16 protein-coding genes and 1 tRNA gene are annotated in these 18,597 nt (G+C 64.5%); 15 read left to right on the top strand and 2 right to left on the bottom strand.

Translation table 11 applies throughout. From position 1 onward, the window contains the following. Positions 1–62 precede the first annotated feature (62 nt). The 6 genes from TGR7_RS10620 to TGR7_RS17490 all read left to right on the top strand — a co-directional run bounded on the left by TGR7_RS10620 (position 63) and on the right by TGR7_RS17490 (position 5,817). The gene (locus TGR7_RS10620; RefSeq protein ID WP_012638680.1) at positions 63–383 is read left to right on the top strand and encodes a type II toxin-antitoxin system RelE/ParE family toxin; all 321 of its coding nucleotides are present in this window, start codon (positions 63–65) and stop codon (positions 381–383) included. Positions 384–394: 11 nt separating this feature from the next. Beyond that, positions 395–721, top strand: coding sequence for a helix-turn-helix domain-containing transcriptional regulator (locus TGR7_RS10615; protein ID WP_012638679.1), 327 nt, complete (start codon positions 395–397; stop codon positions 719–721). A 183-nt stretch (positions 722–904) separates the two neighbouring features. Further along, a complete protein-coding gene (locus TGR7_RS10610) occupies positions 905–1,834 on the top strand; it encodes an HAD family hydrolase (RefSeq protein WP_012638678.1) in 930 nt (309 codons plus the stop codon). Positions 1,835–1,979: 145 nt separating this feature from the next. Then, positions 1,980–4,229: a DNA topoisomerase IV subunit A gene (gene parC, locus TGR7_RS10605; protein WP_012638677.1), complete on the top strand. Its 2,250-nt coding sequence runs from the start codon at positions 1,980–1,982 to the stop codon at positions 4,227–4,229. Positions 4,230–4,527: 298 nt separating this feature from the next. Beyond that, positions 4,528–5,415 carry a protease HtpX gene (htpX, locus tag TGR7_RS10600; RefSeq protein WP_012638676.1) on the top strand — a complete coding sequence of 296 codons (888 nt, stop codon included), beginning with the start codon at positions 4,528–4,530 and terminating at the stop codon, positions 5,413–5,415. Between the two features lie 231 nt (positions 5,416–5,646). Next, positions 5,647–5,817, top strand: coding sequence for a DUF3330 domain-containing protein (locus TGR7_RS17490; protein ID WP_012638675.1), 171 nt, complete (start codon positions 5,647–5,649; stop codon positions 5,815–5,817). 184 nt (positions 5,818–6,001) lie between these two features. Here TGR7_RS17490 and TGR7_RS10595 read toward each other — a convergent pair whose 3' ends face one another. Beyond that, positions 6,002–6,658, bottom strand: a complete 657-nt coding sequence (locus TGR7_RS10595) for an arylesterase (RefSeq protein WP_041441642.1) — start codon at positions 6,656–6,658, stop codon at positions 6,002–6,004. Between TGR7_RS10595 and TGR7_RS10590 the strand changes: the two genes are divergently transcribed. From TGR7_RS10590 to TGR7_RS10580, 3 genes are all read left to right on the top strand, one after another. Then, complete coding sequence (locus TGR7_RS10590; protein ID WP_012638673.1) at positions 6,657–7,367, top strand: ABC transporter ATP-binding protein; 711 nt, start codon at positions 6,657–6,659, stop codon at positions 7,365–7,367. The genes TGR7_RS10595 and TGR7_RS10590 overlap by 2 nt on opposite strands. An 11-nt stretch (positions 7,368–7,378) precedes the next feature. Beyond that, positions 7,379–9,874: an ABC transporter permease gene (locus tag TGR7_RS10585; protein WP_012638672.1), complete on the top strand. Its 2,496-nt coding sequence runs from the start codon at positions 7,379–7,381 to the stop codon at positions 9,872–9,874. Positions 9,875–9,971: 97 nt separating this feature from the next. Continuing rightward, complete coding sequence (locus TGR7_RS10580; protein ID WP_041441635.1) at positions 9,972–12,209, top strand: RelA/SpoT family protein; 2,238 nt, start codon at positions 9,972–9,974, stop codon at positions 12,207–12,209. A gap of 169 nt (positions 12,210–12,378) precedes the next feature. Here TGR7_RS10580 and TGR7_RS10575 read toward each other — a convergent pair. After that, a tRNA-Arg gene (locus tag TGR7_RS10575) sits at positions 12,379–12,455 on the bottom strand. A 140-nt stretch (positions 12,456–12,595) separates the two neighbouring features. On the opposite strand from TGR7_RS10575, the gene TGR7_RS10570 reads away from it, so the two are divergent. From TGR7_RS10570 to hepT, 6 genes are all read left to right on the top strand, one after another. Then, positions 12,596–13,876, top strand: a complete 1,281-nt coding sequence (locus tag TGR7_RS10570) for a nucleotide sugar dehydrogenase (protein ID WP_012638670.1) — start codon at positions 12,596–12,598, stop codon at positions 13,874–13,876. 47 nt (positions 13,877–13,923) lie between these two features. Continuing rightward, positions 13,924–14,931: an NAD-dependent epimerase gene (locus TGR7_RS10565; RefSeq protein ID WP_012638669.1), complete on the top strand. Its 1,008-nt coding sequence runs from the start codon at positions 13,924–13,926 to the stop codon at positions 14,929–14,931. Between the two features lie 42 nt (positions 14,932–14,973). Then, entirely contained in the window at positions 14,974–16,209 is a 1,236-nt protein-coding gene (locus TGR7_RS10560) for a GumC domain-containing protein (RefSeq protein WP_012638668.1), read from the top strand. A 70-nt stretch (positions 16,210–16,279) separates the two neighbouring features. Next, positions 16,280–17,683: a phosphohexomutase domain-containing protein gene (locus TGR7_RS10555; RefSeq protein ID WP_012638667.1), complete on the top strand. Its 1,404-nt coding sequence runs from the start codon at positions 16,280–16,282 to the stop codon at positions 17,681–17,683. 98 nt (positions 17,684–17,781) lie between these two features. Further along, positions 17,782–18,159 (top strand): nucleotidyltransferase family protein, encoded by a 378-nt coding sequence (locus tag TGR7_RS17190; protein WP_081434282.1) that lies wholly within the window; start codon positions 17,782–17,784, stop codon positions 18,157–18,159. Between the two features lie 45 nt (positions 18,160–18,204). Continuing rightward, on the top strand, positions 18,205–18,579 hold the full coding sequence (gene hepT, locus TGR7_RS10545) for a type VII toxin-antitoxin system HepT family RNase toxin (RefSeq protein WP_245522976.1): 375 nt from the start codon (positions 18,205–18,207) through the stop codon (positions 18,577–18,579). Positions 18,580–18,597 lie beyond the last annotated feature (18 nt).

The raw sequence follows: 18,597 nt of genomic DNA, 5'->3' as shown, positions 1-18,597 counted from the left end.
CCCACGCTCATGGAGAGTGAACAAGGACTAATGGTAACGAATATGTTACTATAGGTGTGCTGATGACAAGGAAGTTGGAAGTCTTCGTGGACGCGGCGGGCAGGGCGCCGTTTGAGCGCTGGTTCAATGGGCTCAATGCACCGGCTGCTGCTCGGATCACCACGGCGCTGGCCCGCCTTGAGCAGGGCAACGTCTCGGGGCTCAAGTCGGTAGGCCAGGGGGTCCACGAGCTCCGCATCGCTTTCGGACCCGGATACAGGGTCTATCTGGGGCTGGATGGCCCCGTGCTGGTGATCCTGCTGGGTGGTGGAACGAAGAAGGGTCAGCAGACGGACATTGAGGCCGCCAAATCCTGCTGGCGTGCTTACAAACAGCGACTATGAGGGGTTCATCCATGGCACTTACCCGGGAGTTCAGGCAAACGGTGCAGGCCCGTGTCCGGCGGGATGCCGCCTATCGCCGTGCTTTGCTGACTGAAGCGGTCGATGAACTTCTGGCCGGTGAATTGGGTTCCGGCAAGTCCCTGCTTCGGGACTACGTCAACGCGACCCTGGGGTTCGAGGCATTGGGCAAGGAGTTGGGGCGCTCTTCCAAGAGCCTGCAGCGTATGCTGGGCCCGGCCGGAAATCCCACGGCGGAGAACCTGTTCGCCATACTGCGGGCCCTGCAGGAACAGGAAGGGCGGCAGCTGAAGGTGCGTCTGAAGTCCGAGGCCGCCTGATTATGAGTCGCGACGTATGAAGGGCCTTCAACGCAAAGGCGCAAAGACGCCAAGGACGCAAAAAATCGGGAATGAAAGTTTTATGAATCTTTGCGCCCTTTGCGCCCTTTGCGCCCTTTGCGCCCTTTGCGTCTTTGCGCCTTTGCGTTGGATTTTCCATCGCACTCATGCGAGGGCACGCACATGACCACATTGTTCACCCAGACGATCATCGCGGTGGTCTGGGACTTCGACAAGACCCTGATCCCCGGGTACATGCAGCGGCCCCTGTTCGAGGAATACGGGGTGGACGAGCGGGCCTTCTGGACCGAGGTGAACCAGCTCGCCGAGGTCTACCGCAAGCGCGGTTCCGAGCAGGTCTCAGGGGAGATGAATTACCTCAACCACGTGCTGACCTACGTGCGCCGCGGCGTGTTCAAGGGCCTCAGCAACCAGAAGCTGGGCGAGCTGGGTGCGCGCCTGCAATTCTACCCGGGCCTGCCGGATTTCTTCGGTGAACTGAAGGCCGCGGTGGAGCGCGAGCCGCGCTTCGCCCACCACGACATCACCCTGGAACACTACGTGGTGAGCACCGGCTTCACGCGCACCATCCGTGGCAGTGCCATCGCGCCGTTCCTGGACGGGGTTTGGGGCTGCGAGTTCGTGGAGGATCCGGACGGGGATTCATCGGTGATTTCCCAGATCGGATACGTGCTGGATAACACCACCAAGACCCGGGCGGTGTTCGAGATCAACAAGGGTGTGAACAAGCACCCGAACCAGATCGAGGTGAATGCGGCCGTACCGGAAGCGGAGCGGCGCATCCCGTTCCAGAACATGATCTACGTGGCCGACGGCCCCTCCGACGTGCCGGTGTTCTCCGTGGTCAAGCGCAACGGCGGGCGAACCTACGGCGTGTACAACCCGGGCCAGCGCAAGGAATTCAGCCAGGTGAACGAGCTGCAGCGCCAGGGCCGCGTGCAGGCCTTCGGCCCGGCGGACTACCGTGAAGGCTCCCAGACCTACATGTGGCTCACCGACGCCGTGCGCGAGATCGCCGAACGCATCGTCACCGACCGGGAACGCGCCCTGGGCGACAAGGTCGGCAAGGCCCCGCGGCATTTGTCGGATTGATCTCAAAAGCCTTCAACGCAAAGGCGCGAAGGCGCAAAGGGACGCAAAGTTTTTAGGTTATCGATTTTTCCTCAAGATCTTCTTTGCGTCCTTGGCGTCTCTGCGTCTTCGCGTTGAAATCTTTTCAAAATAACGAGCACACACCATGAGCAGTCTTGATCTCAACCTGGAAGGCGCCGAGCGGCTGCCGCTGAAGGACTTCACCGAGAAGGCGTACCTGGATTATTCCATGTACGTGATCCTCGACCGGGCCCTGCCGAACATCGGCGACGGCCTGAAGCCCGTGCAGCGGCGCATCATCTATGCCATGAGCGAGCTGGGGCTCTCGGCGGCCTCCAAGTACAAAAAATCGGCGCGCACCGTGGGTGACGTGCTGGGCAAGTTCCACCCCCACGGCGACTCGGCCTGCTACGAGGCCATGGTGCTCATGGCACAGCCGTTCTCCTACCGCTATCCCTTCGTGGATGGGCAGGGCAACTGGGGCTCGCCGGACGATCCCAAGTCCTTCGCCGCCATGCGCTACACGGAGTCGCGGCTCTCGCCCTACGCGCAGCTGCTGCTCTCGGAGCTGGGACAGGGCACGGTGGACTGGGTGCCCAACTTCGACGGCACCCTGGAGGAACCGAAGGTGCTGCCGGCGCGCCTGCCCAACGTGCTCTTGAACGGTGGCACCGGCATCGCCGTGGGCATGGCCACCGACATCCCGCCCCACAACCTGCGCGAGGTGGCCAGCGCCTGCGTGCACCTGCTGGATAACCCCAGGGCATCCGTGGCGGATCTGTGCGAGCACATCCAGGGCCCGGATTTCCCCACCGAGGCGGAGATCATCACCCCCCGGGCGGAACTGCGGAAGATGTACGAGTCCGGCAACGGCGGCCTGCGCATGCGTGCCCGCTACGAGCGCGAGGGCACGGACATCATCATCACCGCGCTGCCCTACCAGGTCTCCGGCTCCAAGGTCCTGGAGCAGATCGCGGCGCAGATGAATGCCAAGAAGCTGCCTATGGTGGAGGACCTGCGCGACGAATCCGACCACGAACATCCCACGCGCCTGGTCATCCAGCCGCGCAGCAACCGGGTGGAAGTGGAAGCACTCATGGCGCACCTGTTCGCCACCACCGATCTGGAACGCAGCTACCGGGTGAACCTGAACATGATCGGCCTGGATGGCCGGCCTCAGGTGAAGGGCCTGCTCACGCTGCTGGGCGAGTGGCTGCATTTCCGCACCGAGACGGTGCGCCGGCGCCTGCAGTGGCGTCTGGACAAGGTGCTGGCCCGGCTGCACATCCTGGAAGGCCTGCTGATCGCCTACCTCAACATCGACGAGGTGATCCGCATCATCCGGGAGAACGACGAGCCCAAGCCCGTGCTCATGGAACGCTTCGGCCTCACCGACACCCAGGCCGAGGCCATCCTGGAGCTGAAGTTGCGCCACCTGGCCAAGCTCGAGGAGATGAAGATCCGCGGCGAGCAGGATGAGCTGGAAAAGGAGCGGGACAGCCTGGAGAAGACCCTGGGTTCCGCCGCGCGCCTCAAGCGCCTGATCCGCGAAGAGATCCAGGCGGATGCCGAGAAGTTCGGCGATGAACGCCGCTCGCCCATCGTGGCGCGCGCCGCTGCCCAGGCCATGGACGAGTCCGAGCTGGTGCCCACCGAACCGCTCACGGTGGTGCTCTCGAAGATGGGCTGGGTGCGCGCCGCCAAGGGCCACGACGTGGACGCCGAGGGCCTGAGCTACAAGTCGGGCGACGCCTTCCTGTCCGCCGCCCGGGGGCGCAGCAACCAGCCGGCGGTGTTCATCGACTCCACCGGTCGCACCTACACGCTGCCGGCGCACACGCTGCCCTCGGCGCGGGGGCAGGGCGAGCCCCTGTCCGGGCGTCTCTCGCCGCCGGACGGAGCCCGCTTCGTGGGGGTGATGATGGGCGCGCCCTCGGACCTGTTCCTGCTCTCCACCGACTACGGCTACGGCTTCGTGTGTTCCCTCGAGGACATGCAGAGTCGCAACAAGGCGGGCAAGGCGGTGCTCTCGGTGCCGGCCGGCGCGAAGGTGCTGCCCCCGGTGCGGGTGCGGGATATCGATGCGGACTGGATCGCCGCCGCCACCAGCGAGGGCCACCTGCTGGTCACGCGCCTCAACGAGCTGCCGCGCATGGCCCGGGGCAAGGGAAACAAGATCATCAACGTGCCCTCGGCGAAGCTCAAGACCCGGGAGGAGTGGGTGGCCGCCATCACCCTGGTGCAGGACGGCGAGCCGCTCACCGTGGTGGCCGGCAAGAAGTTCAAGACCATGAAGGGCCCCGAGGTGGATGAGTACGCCGCCGAGCGCGGCAAGCGCGGCAAAAAGCTGCCCCGGGGTTTCCAGAAGGTGGATGAGCTCAAGGTCGAAACGTGAGGTGCCTGTAGGAGGCCCGACCCCGGGCCGAACAGTGGCCGGGATCGAGCCGGGCGTTTGACGCAGAGGGCGCAAAGACGCAGAGGACGCAGAGGTTTTTTATCAAGAATTTTTGCGTTCTCTGCGCCTTTGCGCCCTCTGCGTGATCAACGAGGCGTCAACATCCCCCTTGGGGTCGTTCGCGGCGGGGTCGCCGCTCCTACCCATGTCGCACGCCGAACGGTTGAATTTTTTACCGTTGCCCCTATCTAATACCGCGGACTTTTGATCCTGAACCTTTGAACACATCGGAGCGACGATGAAACGTATCTTCCTGTTCCTGGCCACCAACCTGGCGATCATCGTGGTGCTGAGCATCGTGCTGCGCCTCCTGGGCGTGGAACGTATCCTCGATGAGTCCGGCACCAACCTGAACCTGAACGCCCTGCTGATCTTCGCGGCGGTATTCGGCTTCGGCGGCTCGTTCATCTCCCTGGCCATTTCCAAGTGGATGGCCAAGAAGACCATGCGGGTCCATGTCATCGAACAGCCCCGCAACAGCACCGAGCAGTGGTTGCTGGAGACCGTGCGTCGCCAGGCCCGTGAGGCGGGCATCGGCATGCCGGAGGTGGGTATCTTCAATTCCCCCGATCCCAATGCCTTCGCCACGGGCATGAGCAAGAACAACGCCCTGGTGGCGGTGAGCACCGGGCTCATGGACCGCATGAACGCCGACGAGGTGGAGGCGGTGCTGGGCCACGAGGTCGCCCACGTGGCCAACGGCGACATGGTGACCCTGGCCCTGATCCAGGGCGTGGTGAACACCTTCGTGATCTTCCTGGCCCGCGTGGTGGGTCACTTCGTGGACCGGGTGGTGTTCAAGAACGAGCAGGGCCATGGCCCGGCCTTCTGGATCACCACCATCGTGGCGGAGATCGTGTTTGCCATCCTGGCCTCCATCATCGTCATGTGGTTCTCCCGCCAGCGGGAGTTCCGGGCCGACGCGGGCGGTGCCCGCCTGGCCGGCCGGGAGAAGATGATCTCGGCCCTGGAGAAGCTGCGCGCCGTGCACACGCCAAGCCAGATGCCCGACCAGATGGCCGCCTTCGGCATCCGCGGCGGCATGGGGCAGGGGCTCAAGAAGCTGTTCATGAGCCACCCGCCCCTGGAGGAGCGCATCATGGCCCTGAAGGCCATGCAGCGCTGATCACTCAGTAAGTCGCTGAAAAGACCGCCGCAAGGCGGTCTTTCCGTTTGGGGATACTGAAAAAAACCGGTTCTCTCGCGAAGACGCGAAGACGCGAAGGAAAATCAATACTTGAAAGGGTTTCTTGGCGGCTTCGCGGCTTGGCGAGAGAACCGGTTTTCGCTTTTCAGGTCTGTAGCTGGATATTTGGACTATGCTTGAAGGAACCCTGTCGTCAGTGAGGGTTTCTCCATGAATACCAAGCCCTATCCCACGGAGCCGGAGCATATGGACATGGAGGCCTTTCTCCGGGAACTCCCACCCCACGGATCCCATACCGCCGAGGAAGACGAGTATGTCCAGCATTTCTGCGGGCTGGAATGCTACGAGTTGTGGCGCAAGGGAGAATCCGACTCAGAGTAGGAGGCCCGACCCCGGGCCGAACGCGGTCAGGGGCGTACCTGAGCTGCCTGTTCGACGCAGAGGACGCAAAGACGCAGAGAACGCAGAGGTTTTTGATCAAGAATCTTTGCGCTCTCCGCGTCTTTGCGCCCTCTGCGTGATCAACGATGCCTGATCCTGCCCCCCAAGCCTCGCGCCGCCGCCCCTACGAGCCGGCAACCCGGCGCTCCAGCATCGGCTTGAGTGTCTCCCACACGTTTTCCAGCATGCGAGCTTGCGCTTCGGCGGTGGGGTGGATACCGTCGGGCTGCATGAGCGCGCGATCCTCGGCCACCCCTTCCAGGAAGAAGGGCACCAGGGGCACGCCGTGCTCCCGGGCCACCTCGTGGTACACGGCGTGGAACCTCTCGGTGAAATGATTGCCGTAGTTGGGTGGCAGGTGCATGCCGAGCAGCAGCACCTCGGCCCCGGACTCCCGGCTCAGGCGAACCAGTTCGGCGAGGTTCTCGCGCATCTCGTCGATCATGATGTTCGGATGCACGCCCCGCAGGCCGTCGTTGCCTCCCAGTTCGATGATCACCAGCGCCGGTTCGTGGCGTTCCAGGACCCGGGGGAGACGGGTGAGTCCGCCCCGGGTGGTGTCGCCGCTGATGCTGGCGTTGACCAGCCGCCAGGGCAGGTCCTCATCGGACAGGCGCCGCTCCAGCAGGGCCACCCAGCCCTCCCGCTCGGCCATGCCGTAGGCGGCGCTCAGGCTGTCACCCAGCACCACCAGGGTGTGGCGCTCCTGGGCGTCCGCCAGGACGGGTGCGGCCAGGAAGACGTGGAATACGACGACAAACAACAGGAGTAAGGATTTCATGGTGTCCCATTCTAACGTGGCGGCCAGGGCAACCGGGACCGCGCTGGTGGAGGCCATCGGCCTGAGCAAATCCGTGCAGGGCCCCGGCGGACGACTGGATATCCTCAAGGGCGTGGATCTGGCCGTGGCGCCCGCCGAGGCGGTGGCCATCCTGGGCGCCTCCGGATCGGGCAAGTCGACCCTGTTGGGTCTGCTTGCCGGATTGGATCTGCCGAGCGGCGGAGAAGTTCGACTCCTGTCCGAATCCCTGGGGAATCTGGAGGAGGATGCCCGGGCCAGGCTGCGCGCCGGTCAGGTGGGTTTCGTGTTCCAGTCCTTCCAGCTGCTGCCGGCGCTCACGGCGCTGGAAAACGTGATGTTGAGCCTGGAACTGGGCGGGCACCCCGGCGATGCCCGCAAGCTCGCCCTGGAGGCCCTGGAGCGGGTCGGCCTCAAGGACCGGGTGGCCCATTACCCGAGCCAGCTCTCTGGCGGCGAACAGCAGCGGGTGGCCGTGGCCCGGGCCTTCGCGCCCAATCCCAAGGTGCTGTTCGCCGACGAGCCCACCGGCAACCTGGACCAGGTCACCGGCGAGCAGATCATCCGCCTGCTGTTCGGCCTCAAGGACGAGCTGGGCACGGCCCTGGTGCTGGTGACCCACGACGTGGAACTGGCCGGTCGCTGCGACCGGCGCCTGTTCCTGCGCGACGGCGTGCTGGGGACGCAATGAGCTCCGCTGCCATGAGGGTGGGCGCATTCCGCTATTCCCTGCGCTCCCTGCTGCGGGAGTGGCGCTCCGGGGAACTGCAGGTGCTGGCGCTTGCGGTGGTGATCGCCGTGGCGGCAGTCACCTCCGTGGGCTTTTTCACCGACCGGGTGCAGCGGGCCATGCTGCTCCAGGCCACGGAGCTGCTGGGTGCCGACCTGGCGGTGGTCTCCGCCGACGAGATTTCCGAGACGCTCTCCACCGGCGCCACGGAACGGGGGCTTTCCATCGCCCGTTTCGTCACCTTCCCCAGCGTGGTGCTGTTCGGCGATGCCGCCCAGCTGGCGGAATTGAAGGCGGTGGACGGGGGCTACCCGCTGCGCGGCCGGTTGCGGGTGTCCGAGCAACCCTTCGGGCCAGAGTTGGAGCCGGAGGGCGGTCCCGGCCCCGGCGAGGTCTGGGCCGAGACGCGATTGTTCCAGCAGATGGGCTTCCAGGTGGGCGACCGGCTGCAGGTGGGCGACACCGAGCTGCGTGTCAGCCGGGTACTCACCTACGAACCTGACCGGGGCGGCGACCTGTTCCAGCTCGCCCCGCGGGTCATGTTCAACCTGGCTGACGTGCCCGCCACGGGCCTGGTCACCCCGGCGAGCCGGGTGCGCCACCAGCTGCTGGTGGCCGGCGACGAGGCGGCGGTCAATGACTACCGGGCCTGGGCCGTCGACCGGCTCGCCGCCAACGAACGCATCGAGGGCGTGCGCGATGCCCGCCCGGAACTGCGCCAGGCCATCGAGCGGGCCGAGCAGTTCCTGGGGCTTGCCGCCCTGGTGGCGGTGCTGCTGGCCGGCGGCGCCATCGCCGTGGCGGCGCGCCACTACAGCGAACGCCAGTCGGACACCAGCGCGGTGATGCGCTGCCTGGGGGCCAGCCGGGACTTCGTGGTGCGGGTGTTCCTGCTGCGTCTGCTGTGGATCGCGCTGCTGTCGAGTCTCGCCGGCGCCCTGGCGGGTTACGGCGCCCAGACGGTGCTCACGGCGCTGCTGGGCCAATGGTTCACCGGCGGCCTGCCCGCGGCCTCCGCCTGGCCGGTGTTCAGCGGCCTGGCCGTGGGCCTGGTCACGGTGCTGGGCTTCGCGCTGCCCTCCATGCTGCGTATCGGCCGGGTGCCGCCGCTTCGGGTGCTGCGCCGTGAACTGGGCGCGCCGCCGCCCGCCATGTGGCTGGTGCTGGGCCTGGCGATGGTGACCCTGGGCGTGCTGCTGCTCTGGCAGGCGGGCGACGCGCGCCTGGCAGTTCGGGTGCTGGGCGGGGCCGTGGTCACCGGGGTGCTGCTCTGGGGCGTAGCCTGGGCCATGATCTGGCTGCTCAAGCCCCTGCGCACCCGGGGCGGGGTGGCGCTGCGCTTCGGGCTGGCCAACCTGTCCCGCCGGGGCAGCCTGAGCGCCGTGCAGCTCTCCGCCTTCGGTCTGGGCATCATGGCCCTGCTGCTGCTCGCCCTGGTGCGGGTGGACCTGCTCTCCGCCTGGGAGCAGAACCTGCCGGAGGACGCCCCCAACCACTTCATGATCAACGTGCAGCCGGAGGAGGTGGAGCCGCTGCGCGCCCTGTTCGAGTCCCGGGGCCTAGATGCGCCCGCCTACTACCCCATGGTCCGGGGTCGTCTGGCCAACATCAACGACCGGCCCGTGAACCCCGAGGATTACGAGAGTGCCCGGGCCGAACGCCTGGCCGCCCGGGAATTCAACCTCTCGTTCGGTGACGCCCCCCAGCCGGACAACCGCATCATCGCCGGTCGCTGGTGGCAGCCGGGGGACGATCTGGCCCAGTGGTCCGTGGAGGAGGGTCTTGCCCAGACGCTCGGGATCGCCATGGGCGACCGCCTGGTGTTCCGGGTGGCCGGTGAGTCGGTCGAGGGCAGGGTGACCAGCCTGCGCACCGTGCAGTGGGATTCCTTCAACGTGAATTTCTTCGTGGTCGCCCCGCCGGAACTGCTGGCGGAGATGCCCGCCACCTACATCACCAGTTTCCGCCTGGACGGCCAGGGCGAGGGTCTGCTGGCCGCCGCCGTGCGCCAGTTCCCCAGCATCACGGTGCTGGACGTGCGCGCGCTGATGGAGCAGGTGCGATCCATCATGGACCGGGCGACCCTGGCCGTGGAGTACGTGTTCCTGTTCACCCTGCTGGCCGGCGTGACGGTGCTGTTCGCCGCCATCCAGGCCACCCGTTCCGTGCGCCAGCGGGAGACAGCCCTGCTGCGCACCCTGGGCGCCAGCCGCCGCCAGGTGCTGGCCGGCCTGCTGTCGGAGTTCCTGGTGATGGGCGCGCTGGCGGGCCTGCTGGCCGCCGCCGGTGCCACCCTGATCGGCTACGTGCTCGCCGCGCAGATCTTCGACCTGCCCTTCGCGGTCAACCCGTGGCTGTGGATCGCCGGCATCGGCGGCGGCGCCGCCGGCGTGGGCTTTGCCGGCTGGCTCGGCGCGAGAGGGGTCCTGAAACAGCCGCCGCTGTTCACGCTGCGTAAGGCAGCGTAAACAGAAGGATGAAGGATGAAGGATGAAACAAATGGCCCGCCCGCGGGCCTTTTGTTTCTCTTGTCTCTTGCCTCTTGTATCTTGTCTCTCGCGCCTCATGAAACACACCCACTATCACAAGAAGCACGTCTCCGACGCCCCGCTCCACGAGCTGGAGGCGCGCTTCGCCTCGGCGCCGGGGGAGGGCAGGGACGAGCAGCTCCTGGAGGCCCTGCGCACCGCGGTCGCCTACCGCCCCGAGGATCCCCAGCGTCCTTGCGCCCTGGACGTGGCCGAGATCCTTCGCCTGCTGGGGGTGGACCGTGAGACCCTGATCGCCACCCTGCTGCTGGATGCCTTCCTGGACAAGCGCCTGACCGAGGCGCGCCTGCGTGAGCACTTCGGCGAGGCCGTCGCCGCCCTGGTGCGCAGCGTGCACTGGATGCTCACCTTGTTCGACGCTTCCATGCGCCTCACCCCTCCGGGGCTTGCGCGACGAATCGCTCCCGGCGATTCGTTCAAGGAAGAACCCCCCCGCGAGTCGGGCGCCGGCCCGGAGCAGGCCGAGCGCCTGCGCCGCCTGCTGCTGGCGGTGGTGGAGGACGTGCGCGCGGTGCTCATCAAGCTGGCCTACCGGGTGCAGCGTCTGCGCCTGCTGGCCACCGAACCCGATGACCTGGCCCGGGCCTATGCCCGGGAGACCCTGGAGGTGTTCGCGCCCCTGGCCCACCGTCTCGGCATCGGCCAACTCAAGTGGGAGATGGAGGACCTGTCCTTCCGCATCCTGGAGCCGTCCGAGTACCGGCGCGTGGCCAGGCTGCTGGAAGAGAGCCGCACCGAGCGCGAGACCTACATCCGGGAGTTCATGGAGCGCCTGGAGACGGCGTTGCGCCCCGAGGGCATCGAGGCCCGGGTGCTGGGACGGCCGAAACACATCTACAGCATCTGGCGCAAGATGGAGCGCAAGCAGCTGGACTTCGAGGAGCTCTACGACCTGCGCGCCGTGCGGGTGATCGTGGACCGCATCCCCACCTGCTACACGGTGCTGGGCGTGGTGCACGGCCTCTGGCCCCACATCCCCCAGGAGTTCGACGACTACATCGCCAATCCCAAGGACAACGGCTACCAGTCTCTGCACACCGCGGTGATCGGCCCCAGGGCCAAGGTGGTGGAGGTGCAGATCCGCACCCAGGCCATGGACGACTTCGCCGAGCTGGGTGTGGCCGCCCACTGGCGCTACAAGGAGGGCGGCCGGGAGGATCAGGCCATGGGCCGGGCCATCGGCTCCCTGCGTCGCCTGCTGGAGAATCGCGAGGACGACGAGGCCCTGATGGACAGCTTCCGTTCCGAGCTGTTCCAGGACCGGGTGTTCGTGCTCACCCCCAAGGGCGATGTGGTGGACCTGCCCAAGGGCGCCACGCCCCTGGACTTCGCCTACGCCATCCACACCGAGGTGGGCCATCGCTGCCGGGGCGCCAAGGTGGACGGGCGCATCGTGCCGCTGACCTATGCCCTGCGCTCCGGGCAGCGGGTGGAGGTGCTCACCACCCGCCAGGGCGGACCCAGCCGCGACTGGATCAATCCCAGCATGGGCTACCTGCGCACCTCCCGGGCGCGGGGCAAGGCCCGGTCCTGGTTCAAGCTCCAGGACCACGATCGCAACCTGCACGAAGGTCGCGTGATCCTGGACCGGGAGTGCCAGCGCATGGGGGTCGCAAACCCGGACCTGGAGGCCCTGGCGAAGCGTTTCCACCAGCCCACCAGGGATGAGTTCCTGGTGGCCGTGGGCGCCGGCGACATCACCCCCGCCCAGCTGGCCGGGGCCCTGCAGCCCGTGGCCCCGCCGGTGGAGAGCCTGGTCTCCACCCGGCGGCGCAAGCGCGCTCCCGCGCCCGCCGGCGGCGAGAAATCCGAGATCCACATCCGCGGCGTGGGCAACCTGCTCACCCAGATCGCCCGCTGCTGCCGGCCCGTGCCCGGCGACCCCATCATCGGCTTCATCACCCGGGGCAAGGGCGTGACCATCCACCGCCGTGACTGCGTGAACATCCTGCGCATGCCGCCGGAGAAGAAGGTGCGCCTGGTGGAAGTGAGCTGGGGCGCCGAGCCCCGGTCCTACCCGGTGAACATCCGCATCGAGGCTTTTGACCGCCAGGGTCTGCTGCGGGACATCACCGGCGTGCTGGCCAACGATCGGATCAACGTCCTGTCCGCCAACACCCGCACCGACCGTTCGGATCAGACGGTGACCATGGAGCTGACCCTGGAGGTGGAAGGCAGCGCCCAGCTGAGCGCCCTGATGGACAAGATCGGCGCCCTGCCCAACATCACCAGCGTGCGCCGCTCGGCGGGCTGACCGGTTGGCGCGGCGGCCCCGCCGTGAGTCGGATGTGGCAGGATCACGTGCCTCTGATCACGCAAAGGGCGCAAAGACGCAGGGGACGCGGAGTTTTTTTGATCAAATTCCTTTGCGTCCTCTGCGTCTTTGCGTCCTTTGCGTCAACCAGAGCGGCCTGGCAAAGAACTGGTGCCCCGATCAGGATTCGAACCTGAGACCTTCCCCTTAGGAGGGGGACGCTCTATCCATCTGAGCTACCGGGGCCTGAAGGCGGATAAGATACCCGATTCGCCGGCACCCGCCAAAGACCACCGGTCATTTCCCCGTCATCAACCGGCCTTTGCCCCGCCGCGGGCTTTCCGCTATCGTTCGCCCCCAGAACAGCCTTACAAGGGAAGGGTGGCATGAGCGAAAGAATCGGTGTGATCGGGCTGGGCTATGTAGGTCTGCCCGTGGCCCTGGGGTTTGCGAAACACTACCCGGATACGGTGGGTTTCGACATCAGCGAGCGCCGGGTGCGCACGCTGCGTGATGGCCAGGACTATACCGGCGAGGTCACCGCCGAAGAGCTCAAGGCCAATCCCATCCGCTACACCACGGATCCCGCCGACCTCAAGGGCGTGACCTTCTTCGTGGTCACCGTGCCCACCCCCATCGACGACAACCGTCAGCCGGACCTGAGCCCGGTGATCTCCGCCTGCGAGACCGTGGGCAAGGTGCTCTCCCCGGGCGCCGTGGTGGTGTTTGAGTCCACCGTCTACCCCGGGGTCACCGAGGAGATCTGCGGCCCCATCCTGGCCCGGGTCTCCGGCCTGGAGCAGGGCAAGGACTTCAAGCTGGGTTACTCACCCGAACGCATCAACCCCGGCGACAAGGAACACACCCTGGAGCGCATCGTGAAGGTGGTCTCCGGTGAGGACGCCGAGACCCTTGAGCGGGTGGCCGAGGCCTACGGGCGCATCGTCACCGCCGGCATCCACCGCGCCCCCACCATCAAGGTGGCCGAGGCCGCCAAGGTGATCGAGAACACCCAGCGGGACCTGAACATCGCCCTCATGAACGAGCTGGCGCTGATCTTCGATCGCCTGGGTATCCGCACCAAGGACGTGCTTGCCGCCGCCGGCACCAAGTGGAATTTCCTGCCCTTCACCCCGGGCCTGGTGGGCGGCCACTGCATCGGCGTGGATCCCTACTATCTCACCACCAAGGCCAAGGCCGTGGGCTACTACCCCCAGGTGATCCTGGCCGGCCGGCGCATCAACGACGGCATGGGTGCCTACATCGCCCAGCGCCTGGTGAAGATCCTCATCGAACAGGACCGTCCCGTGAAGCAGGGCAGGGTGGGAATCCTCGGGCTCACCTTCAAGGAAAACGTCCCCGACCTGCGCAACTCCCGGGTCCCCGACATCGTCAAGGAACTGCGCCAGTTCGGCATCGAGCCCCTGATCCACGACCCCCTGGCCGATGCCGACGAGGCCCGCCACGAGTACGACCTGGAACTGGCGTCCCTGGATGCCTTCCGTGACCTGGATGGACTGATCTACGCCGTACCCCACAAGGCCTACCAGCAGCAGGGTGCCGCGGGACTGCGTGCCATGATGGTCGAGGGCGGTGTGTTCGTGGACGTGAAGTCGGCCATGCACCCCGAAGACATCAACGGCAAGTACGTCTACTGGAGTCTGTAGGCCTTGGGCAACTTCGCCCGGCAAACCAGTAACGAAAGGATCCCGACATGAAGGTTCTCGTCACCGGCACCGCCGGATTCATCGGCAACACCCTGGCCATCCGCCTGCTCGAGCGCGGCGATGAGGTCATCGGCGTGGATAATCTCAACGACTACTACGACGTGAACCTGAAGAAGGCCCGTCTTGCCCGCATCGCCGACAACCCGGCCTTCACCGATGTGCGCGCCGACATTGCCGACCGCGCCGCCATGGAAAAGGTCTTCGCCACCCACAAGCCCGAGCGCGTGGTGAACCTGGCCGCCCAGGCCGGTGTGCGCTATTCCATCGAGAATCCCCACGCCTACGTGGACACCAACCTGGTGGGGTTCTGCAATATCCTGGAGGGCTGCCGGCATCACGGTGTGGAGCACCTGGTCTATGCCTCGTCCAGTTCCGTCTACGGGGCTAACACCAGCATGCCCTTCTCGGTGCACGACAACGTGGACCACCCCATGAGCCTGTATGCCGCCAGCAAGAAGGCCAACGAGCTCATGGCCCACACCTACAGCTCACTTTACAAGCTGCCCACCACGGGTCTGCGCTTCTTCACCGTCTATGGACCGTGGGGTCGCCCGGACATGGCCCTGTTCATGTTTACGCGCAACATCCTCGCGGGCAAACCCATCGACGTGTTCAACTACGGCAAGCACCGCCGCGACTTCACCTACATCGACGACATCGTCGAGGGCGTGATCCGCGTGCTCGACCGTGTGCCCGCCCCGAATCCCGACTGGACTGGTGCCGCCCCCGATTCCGCCACCAGCTATGCCCCCTACCAGCTCTACAACATCGGTAACAACCAGCCGGTGGAGCTGATGCACTACATCGAGGTGCTGGAGCAGTGTCTGGGCAAGAAGGCCGAAAAGAATCTGCTGCCGCTCCAGCCGGGTGATGTGCCGGATACATACGCCGATGTCCAGGATCTGATCAAGGACGTGGACTACAAACCCGACACCCCGGTGGAGCAGGGCATCACCAACTTCGTGAACTGGTATCGCGAGTTCTACAACTGCTGATCGCGGTTGTGAGCAATCTGACTGGGTAGGGATGTATCACTGATGGCTGATATGAAAGGATCGCAGAGTGATGAAGCGGAGCAAACTCGTGGCGGGTCCCGCCGGGAGGCAGCCTACTATCCGGATGACGAGATCAGCTTGATCGACCTGTGGCGCACGCTGGTCAGAAGAAGGTCCATTATTGGGTTTACAGTCGTGGGGAGCTTGGTCCTCGGTATTATGTTTTTGATAGTCAAGCCCGATACGTACGTTTTCGGCAGCACTATCGAAATCGGTCATTATCCAACCGAGGCAGGCTCCAGAGAGTTGGCGTCCCTCGATACGGTCGAGAATGCCCTGTCCAAGCTTCAGGATGGCTATATTCCTGAGGCGCTTCGTCGCTACATGGATGAAGGCCACGAAGAATCCAGACTGCGTGTCACGGCTCGCAACCCAAGGGGTAGCAATCTGGTTGTGATCGAGGTCAAGGGAACGCTGGATGAGGGAGAGTCAATCCTCCGTGTGCTCAACTACGCCAGTAATCAACTGATCGAGGATCATCGCTATCTGTTGGATATTCAGCGCCAGCAACTCGATTCCCGTCTTGAGCAGGCCCGGTTGGAACTTGCGAAGTATGAGGATGAGCGCATGTTCCGTATTCAGGAATTGGAACGTGTACGGGCCATTGAAAGAACCAAGCTAGAGCTGAGTGAACTCCTCCAGCAACAGGAACTGGTGGAGTCACGCATCAAGCGCTTGGATGATATGCAAAGACTGCTGGAACAGCAGATCAAGGAGATTCGGCATTCTATCGAGGTGGCATCTGAAACGAGGCGTGCGGCGGTCGCCAATGTTGGCGACCCCGCGAATGCCATGACCTTGCTCATGATCGACAGCGACATCCAGCAGAACCGCAATCGCCTTGCGACCCTGGACGAAAGGCTGCACATCGGCCTGCCCAATGAATTCGATGAACTTCAGAAGCGACTGGACGACATTCTGCGGGCTCAGTCGAACATGAAAACGGAGATTGAGGCCAGGGAGTCTGAACTGGAACGCTTCCGCATTGACTGGGAAAGGTCGACGGAGGCGCAGCGTCAGACCGTGCGCGCGGTGGAGGCCAGACTCAATGCCGCCCGGGATACGCGAGTCGTGACCCAGCCCGCGCGCAGTCTTGAGCCCGAAGGGCCTGGCAAGTCCATCATCTTGGCGTTATCCCTGTTCTTGGGCCTGATGCTGGGCGTCTTCGCCGCCTTCTTCGCCGAATTTCTGAGAAACGCCCGCGAGGAAACAGCATAGGCTGTCAGTGGTCAGTGGTAAGTAACCTTAATATCGCCATGTCCCGATTCATGCTTTCTAAGAACTAGCTATGCCCCTACCCAGTTTCAAAGCCTACGACATCCGCGGCCGTATACCGGACGAACTCAATGCCGAACTGGCCTATCGGATCGGTCGTGCCTACGCCCGGGTCATCCAGCCAACGGGGCCCGTGGCGGTGGGTCAGGACATGCGCTTGACCAGTGCGGAACTGGCGGAAGCGGTGACCCGGGGTCTCAATGACGAAGGTGTGGATACCCGCAGCCTTGGGCTGTGCGGCACCGAGATCGTCTACCATGCCGCCTCCCTGCCCGGCATGGGTGGCGGCATCATGGTCACCGCCAGCCACAACCCCATCGACTACAACGGCATGAAGCTGGTGCGGGAGGAGGCCATCCCGGTCAGCGGCGACAGCGGGCTGAGAGACATTGAGCACCTGGCGCGGGAGGCCGATTTCTCCTCTTCGACTGGTCATGGGCAGGACACATCCCTGGATGTCATGAGCAGCTATGTCAAGCGGGTGCTTTCGCTGGTCGATCTGACCGAGCTCAAGCCTCTGCACCTGGTGGTCAATGCCGGCAACGGCGCAGCTGGTCCGGCCTTTGACGCTATCGCGGAACATCTTCCCTTCCTGATCACCCGCATCCATCACGAGCCGGATGGCCATTTCCCCAATGGCATTCCCAACCCTTTGCTTCCCGAGAATCGTGGGGTCACGGCGGATGCTGTTCGGGCCCATGGCGCCGACATGGGCATCGCCTGGGACGGCGACTACGACCGCTGTTTCCTGTTCGACCACACGGGCCGGTTCATCGAGGGCTACTACCTGGTGGGCCTGCTGGCGGAGGTGATGCTCGCCAAGTATCCCGGCGGCATGATCATCCATGACCCCCGGCTCACCTGGAACACCATCGAGCAGGTTACCGCCGCAGGTGGCATGCCCATCATGAGTAAGACGGGGCACGCCTTCATCAAGGAGCGCATGCGCCTGGAGGATGCTGTCTATGGTGGCGAGATGAGCGCCCACCACTACTTCAGGGACTTCGCCTGCTGCGACTCCGGCATGATCCCCTGGCTGCTGATCGCCGAACTCATGTGCAAGGGCCATCTCAATCACCTCTCCCCCCCAGGGGGAGGGGTGAGGGTGGTTTCTGACGGGATCACCCCCCTGGCTGATCTCGTCAACGCGCGCATGGCCGCCTATCCCTGCAGCGGTGAGATCAACTTCCTGGTGGGTAGCGTGCCCGACACCATCGCCCGCATCGAGGCGCATTTCACCCCAAAGCAGCCCTCCATCGACCGTACCGACGGCCTGAGCATGGAATTCAGCACCTGGCGCTTCAACCTGCGTGGTTCAAACACCGAACCCGTGATTCGTTTGAATGTGGAAACCCGGGGGGATGAGGGATTGATGAGGGAGAAAACGCAGGAATTGAGTCGTTTGATTGGAGGCTAGTCAGTGGTAAGTTGTTTAATATTCTTGACCACTGACCACTGACCACTGACCACTGACCACTGACCACTGACCACTGACCACTGACCACTGACGAAGAAATGCCCGCTCTTTCACCTCATCAACTGGAAGCCCTCAAGACCCTGGCGGCATATCATGGCTGGCAGCTACTCGTGCTGTTCGGGTCCGTGGCACGGGAAGGGCAGGGGAGGGATATAGACCTAGCCGTCGTTCCTGGGGAAGTACCAGGCCTCATGACCCAAGGGCGATGGCTTCGTGAACTGGAAGACATCCTCAAACCCCAGCCTGTCGATCTGCTGGTGCTTCAGGACGGCACCTCGCCTCTTACCCGTTTTCAGGTCTTTCGGGACGGTGTGTGTCTGCATGAGTCCCTGCCGGGCAAGTTCGCGCGTGAGCAGGATCGAGCCTTCTTCCTGCATGCCGATGCAGCCTTCCTAAACGCCAAGGCCAGGGCATGAGTCATGTCGCCTGATCACCGAGAAGTCCTGGAAAGAAAACTTGGCATGCTCCAGCAATTCCTGGCGGATCTGGCGCACTATAGCCATTTGGATACGCCAACCCGCAGGCGGGAGCACTACGCCATTGAACGTTTACTGCAGTTACTCTGTGAATCTGCGGCCGATATAGGTTTGCAATTGCTACGTGCTGATGGATATAAACTGGCTTCCAGCTACCGGGAAGTATTCCAGGTCATGCGTGATCGCCTTGGACTCCCAGATGATTTGGCCGACTCCTTGATGGATGCCTGCGCCATGCGCAATGTGCTTACCCATCTCTACGATGTGATCGATCTGGACAGGGTTGTCGCCGCAGTCGAGCCAGCGATTGATGTCTATGGCCGATATGCCAAGTGGGCGCAATGGAAAACCGACCCCTGACCCCTGACCCCTGACCCC

Origin of the sequence: Thioalkalivibrio sulfidiphilus HL-EbGr7 (assembly GCF_000021985.1) — a bacterium.
Lineage (GTDB): Bacteria > Pseudomonadota > Gammaproteobacteria > Ectothiorhodospirales > Ectothiorhodospiraceae > Thioalkalivibrio_A > Thioalkalivibrio_A sulfidiphilus.
The sequence above is the reverse complement of the archived record's forward strand: the minus strand, read 5'-3'. Positions and strand labels throughout refer to the sequence as shown.

Coding starts and splice junctions, on each gene's coding strand:
- TGR7_RS10620 (WP_012638680.1), top strand. CDS start 63: ATGACAAGGAAGTTGGAAGTCTTCGTGGACGCGGCGGGCAGGGCGCCG.
- TGR7_RS10615 (WP_012638679.1), top strand. CDS start 395: ATGGCACTTACCCGGGAGTTCAGGCAAACGGTGCAGGCCCGTGTCCGG.
- TGR7_RS10610 (WP_012638678.1), top strand. CDS start 905: ATGACCACATTGTTCACCCAGACGATCATCGCGGTGGTCTGGGACTTC.
- parC (WP_012638677.1), top strand. CDS start 1,980: ATGAGCAGTCTTGATCTCAACCTGGAAGGCGCCGAGCGGCTGCCGCTG.
- htpX (WP_012638676.1), top strand. CDS start 4,528: ATGAAACGTATCTTCCTGTTCCTGGCCACCAACCTGGCGATCATCGTG.
- TGR7_RS17490 (WP_012638675.1), top strand. CDS start 5,647: ATGAATACCAAGCCCTATCCCACGGAGCCGGAGCATATGGACATGGAG.
- TGR7_RS10590 (WP_012638673.1), top strand. CDS start 6,657: ATGGTGTCCCATTCTAACGTGGCGGCCAGGGCAACCGGGACCGCGCTG.
- TGR7_RS10595 (WP_041441642.1), bottom strand. CDS start 6,658: ATGAAATCCTTACTCCTGTTGTTTGTCGTCGTATTCCACGTCTTCCTG.
- TGR7_RS10585 (WP_012638672.1), top strand. CDS start 7,379: ATGAGGGTGGGCGCATTCCGCTATTCCCTGCGCTCCCTGCTGCGGGAG.
- TGR7_RS10580 (WP_041441635.1), top strand. CDS start 9,972: ATGAAACACACCCACTATCACAAGAAGCACGTCTCCGACGCCCCGCTC.
- TGR7_RS10570 (WP_012638670.1), top strand. CDS start 12,596: ATGAGCGAAAGAATCGGTGTGATCGGGCTGGGCTATGTAGGTCTGCCC.
- TGR7_RS10565 (WP_012638669.1), top strand. CDS start 13,924: ATGAAGGTTCTCGTCACCGGCACCGCCGGATTCATCGGCAACACCCTG.
- TGR7_RS10560 (WP_012638668.1), top strand. CDS start 14,974: ATGGCTGATATGAAAGGATCGCAGAGTGATGAAGCGGAGCAAACTCGT.
- TGR7_RS10555 (WP_012638667.1), top strand. CDS start 16,280: ATGCCCCTACCCAGTTTCAAAGCCTACGACATCCGCGGCCGTATACCG.
- TGR7_RS17190 (WP_081434282.1), top strand. CDS start 17,782: ATGCCCGCTCTTTCACCTCATCAACTGGAAGCCCTCAAGACCCTGGCG.
- hepT (WP_245522976.1), top strand. CDS start 18,205: ATGCTCCAGCAATTCCTGGCGGATCTGGCGCACTATAGCCATTTGGAT.